The organism is Photobacterium sp. R1 (assembly GCF_054600795.1).
Map to the genome: position 1 here is coordinate 1 of NZ_BAAHZP010000591.1, position 267 is coordinate 267.

1 protein-coding gene is annotated in these 267 nt (G+C 49.1%); it reads left to right on the plus strand.

The genetic code is table 11. The features are described 5' to 3' along the window. Positions 1 to 48: 48 nt before the first annotated feature. Positions 49 to 267 (plus strand): TraR/DksA C4-type zinc finger protein (locus ACYP03_RS26415; protein ID WP_459782726.1); only part of this gene is annotated, 219 nt, incomplete at its 3' end.

A 267-nucleotide genomic window follows, 5' to 3' on the forward strand; every position in this document is an offset into this window, starting at 1 on the left:
CCAAAATTAACCAGTGACGGTTATTCGGTATATGTTAGGAGATGCTATATGCCAGAGAGCAAGGTTAAAAAATCGTTAGGCATCCTGGCTATTGCTGGGGTTGACCCGTATCAGGAAAAAGCCGGCGAAGAATATATGGGTGAAGCGCAGCTAGAGCACTTCCGCAAAATTCTCGGAGCCTGGCGCAACCAATTGCGTGAAGAAGTTGACCGTACCGTTAACCATATGCAGGACGAAGCGGCTAACTTTCCGGACCCGGTTGACCGT